Origin of the sequence: Synechococcus sp. R8-2 (genome assembly GCF_047461715.1) — a bacterium.
Lineage (GTDB): Bacteria > Cyanobacteriota > Cyanobacteriia > Thermostichales > Thermostichaceae > Thermostichus.
In genome coordinates this window covers 1-3,954 of sequence record NZ_JANSHQ010000487.1, presented here as the reverse complement: position 1 = coordinate 3,954, position 3,954 = coordinate 1, and the positions used below count along the sequence as shown (strand labels likewise).

Here is a 3,954-nt window from a genome sequence, read left to right as displayed (position 1 = left end):
GCGTTAGCGGGACGGAGTCCTCAAAGGGCACTCCAAGCAACCCATCATACTCGGTTAGCTTGTGGGCAGATGGGATCCCTTTTGGTCAGTCGAGCAACGGGGAAGATTTTCTATAATTGGCAAGGCTAGGGGCCGCGGCTCACCTGGTCACCCATCTGTGAACTCGGAGACTTCTCATGCGTTATTACATGGCCATCGACTCCAATCCCCTAGCCAGTTTGCCGCTGGCTCTGTTTGGGGTGAGCAGCGAGGCGGCCTATGTCGATCTGCTGCAAGACAAGCTCATTGTGCGGGCGGGCAGCCTGTTCAACGAGACGTTCTCCTTGAGCGAGTTGGGGCGAGGGGAGCGCTTTCCCTGGCCCTGGTACTACGGGGTGGGCGTGCGCACCGATTTTCAGGGGATCGTTGGCCCGGTCACCAGCACCCAAGGGGTAATTGCCATTCCACTGGTGCAGGAAAAGCCTCTTTTTATTCCGTTGCTGGGGCCGGTGGGGCTGCAAGTGCCCTGCAAAAAGCTGGTCTTCAGCCTCAAAGATCCAGACACCTTCCTGGCCAACTTCAATCAGGGTCGCCCAGAGGTGAACGCCGGCCCGAAGAGTGTGGTGATTGAGTAGATGGGGATCCCTGTGAAACCTGAGAGACGGCGGCCTGTCAAGAGCCTACAGAGATCCCCCAGGGGTTGGGGTGACAGGCCCAGAAGCAACGCGGCTTATGCGACGCAAGCCCGGCAAGCCGGCATCCACCACCACCACACTGCCATCCGGTAAGACTGCCAAGCCGGCAGGTTGATCGAACCGGGCCACCGAGGTGGGGCCATCCTGCCAGCCGGGCTGATTCTGTCCGGCCAAGGTGGAAACTTGTCCCCCAGGCTGAAGACGACGAATGCGATGGTTGTCTCGGTCTGCCACCCAGAGGTTGCCTGCCGCATCGAAGGCCAGCCCGCCGAGGAAGCGAAAGCGAGATTCCGCCAGGGGGCCATCTCGGTAGCCTGCTTCGAGGTTTGATAGGGTGCTCAGTTGTCCGGCGGGGGATAACCTGCGCAGGCGATGCTGATCGGCAATCCAAAGGTGCCCATTTCTGTCCACAGCCAAGGCGGTGGGCTGCAGAAGCTGGGCCTGTTCTGCTGGGCCGTCGGCGAATCCCGGCTGGCCCGTGCCGGCAACGGTGGTCACCTCACCGGCAGGGGTGATGCGGCGGATGCGGCGATTGGCGCGGTCGGCAACGTAGAGGCTGCCATCTGAACCCAAAGCCAGCCCCGATGGCTCACGGAACTGAGCCCGGTCAAGCTCCCCATCTCGGTATCCGGCTACACAAGTGCCCGCAAAGGTGCTCACCTGCCGTTGCAGGTTGATATAGCGCAGGCAATGGTTGCCGCTGTCGGCCACCCACAATCCCCCCTTGGGATCCCAGAGCAGCCCCTGTGGGGAGTTGAACCGCGCTTGCTCGGCTGCTCCGTCGCGGCGGCCTGCTTGGCCTGTGCCGGCCCAAACTTCCAATTCCCCCTCTAGAGACAGCCGGAAGATGCGGTGCTGGGCTCTATCGGCTAAATAGAAGGCTCCTTCAGGATCCACAGCAATGCCGCTGATTTGCTGCAGGTAGATCCTGGACTCGGTGCCGGTGTTATCAGGGGCGTTGCCGACAGGATCTGCCGCGGGCGAGGTGCGGCCATCCAGCAAAGTTTCCACCACCCAGGCCGATGCTGCCGGAGCAGTGGGGGTGGGAGAGGGGCTGGGGGAAGGAGTAGCGGCAGGCCAATCGTAGACCAGTGTACCCAGCCCTTGCCCGGAAGCATCCGCAACGGCAACCCAAACCGAGCCGGAAAGAGAAGAAGGCGGCATCACCACCAGGCGGTCACCGCTGCGGGAGCGAATTTCCCCCTTCAGGATGCGCTCGGGATTGGCTGCTGCAGCAAAGAGAACTGTTTCCACCCGCTCCAAATTTTCCCCTGAGAGCAGCAACGGCTGGCCAAGGGTGGGCGCTGCCGAGCTGGTGTGCAGCAGCGGTACCCCCACCTCAGAGAGCACCAACATAGAAAGGCGGCGCTGGCGCTCTGTGTCTTGGGGAGGACGATTGACACTGCCAGAACTCCCAGAGCGGGCAGAAAGGGTCAGGGATCCCTTCCCCTGCGCCAGAGTGGTGGATCCCCGATAGGCGATGGCGCTGAGCTCCGCTTCCCCGGCGGGAGGATTGGTGAAGGTGAAAGTGGCCGGTTGCCCCGGGCGCAGAGGGGCAGTGGCGGTTTGGCGATAGGTGCCCAGGGTAATGCTCAGGTCGATCCCTTCCACCCCCGGCCAGGTGGGAGTGCGAGCCAGCCAGCGATCCACCTCTGAGGCCGGTAGCTGGGCCACCAGATCGGATCCCTGTTCCTGAAGCAGCAGAACAATGCGGTTGCTGGGCACCGACAAGCCGGCCTGACGCGCTTGCTCAAAAGTGAGAGAAAGCGGGGAGAGAGGGAGAGGAGTTGGGGTTGAAACCGGCTGTAGGGCCGCAGGGGGAAGAACGCTGGGAGACAGACTAGAAGAAGGAAACTCGCCACAGCCCGAGAGAGCCAGCACCAAGGCACTCAGCGCAGGCCAAGATAGCGGTCTCAGGGAAACCCGTCGTGGCATGATGCAGCTCATCCCCTCCCACAAACTGGGAAATGGCGGAAACCCAAACCCCCACGCTTACCTTCATCAGCGTACAAACCGGCGAGAATTGCCCAGCACCCTCTCTGCCGCAGGAGCCACCTCGACCAATGCCTTGGCCCCTGAACCGCATTCCTATTCATGACCAACCCTCCTCACCCGCAGGTGAGTTGCACTCCTCACTCCATCTATCCTTACTCAAATCCCCACCGAAAGACCAGATAGCAGTTTCAGCGGCCAGGAAATCATCCAGGCCATAGCGGTAGCGCTGTAAGTCGATGCTGCCCGCGTTCGCCCGGTTCGGCTATAGAGTGGGGACAGGCCACTCTCGCGGATGAATCAAGTAGACGGTACCCCCGGAGTGCTCCAGCCACAACGACTCTAGCTGTTCGCGGCGGTAGGTACGGCGAACCTCTTCGTTGGTTTTGGCTGCCGGATCGTGGACGATGGGATCCCCGTGGCTAAACTGCTCCGCACCGCTGCCGCGAGCAAACCCCACCAGCACCGCCAGATGGCCGTTGCTTCTGGGAATTGGCGCCCCTTCCAGTTCTCCCTCACCCCAGGCATAGCTGAGGATCACCGGAACCCCTGCCGCGATCCAGGCTTCTGCTTGAGCCAAGCTCTCCAGCCGCGCCACCACGCCGGACAAACCTTGCTCGGCAGCATGGGCGACGTTGAAAGCCCAGTTGCCATGGCCCTGGTAAACCCGGTCATACACACCGGCCACTGCTGCGCGCACCAACACCTCACAGGGGCGGGGATCCCGCTTCCAGTAGGCCATCACCATCGCCAAAGAGGTGGGGCTACACCAGACCTCTCCCCCATCGGGGTACACCATCTGGGAGCACCAAGGCAGATCCAAGATTTTGCCCCAGCGGCTGGGATCCCCAGGGGATAGGCGGCTGGGCCTGACCGGCTCGTTGGAAATGGCAACTGCCACCTGATCCACAACGGCAGAACGGCCTGGCTCTTGCGTGAACAGGCGCACCCTGACCTGGAAGGCTTCTGCTCCGTTGAGGGTATCCTTGAGCACCAGCAAGTCCGTGTACAGGTTGCCATCCTCATCCCCTTGTCCTTGCACTGAGTGGCTGGCCAGAGTCAAGGGATCCGCAGCCCATACCCCGCCGTGATACCACTTTGTCCAGCGGTCTGAAAGCTTGGCCCGAATCCACAGTTCCAACCAGGTGCCGGGGGGCGTGGTGGCATTCCAGGAAGCGATTGCCCCGACCATAGGGAAGCTGGTGGGGACTGCTGGGCTGGTGGCTTCTCCCACCCAGTAGGGGCCAAGGGGATAGAAAGGGCGCCCCCGATCGCGTAAGCGGGACGG

Annotated in this window: 3 protein-coding genes; 1 reads left to right on the top strand and 2 read right to left on the bottom strand. The window is 62.0% G+C overall.

Annotated elements, in window-relative coordinates; all coding sequences use genetic code 11:
- The first annotated feature begins 176 nt into the window (after positions 1-176).
- Positions 177-614: a hypothetical protein gene (locus NW819_RS11400; RefSeq protein WP_011434354.1), complete on the top strand. Its 438-nt coding sequence runs from the start codon at positions 177-179 to the stop codon at positions 612-614.
- A gap of 45 nt (positions 615-659) precedes the next feature.
- Here NW819_RS11400 and NW819_RS11395 read toward each other — a convergent pair whose 3' ends face one another.
- Together NW819_RS11395 and NW819_RS11390 are read right to left on the bottom strand one after the other, a co-directional pair.
- Complete coding sequence (locus NW819_RS11395) at positions 660-2,609, bottom strand: hypothetical protein (RefSeq protein ID WP_414413810.1); 1,950 nt, start codon at positions 2,607-2,609, stop codon at positions 660-662.
- A gap of 322 nt (positions 2,610-2,931) precedes the next feature.
- The coding region (locus NW819_RS11390; RefSeq protein WP_414413809.1) for a peptidase C39 family protein at positions 2,932-3,954 on the bottom strand (1,023 nt) is incomplete at its 5' end.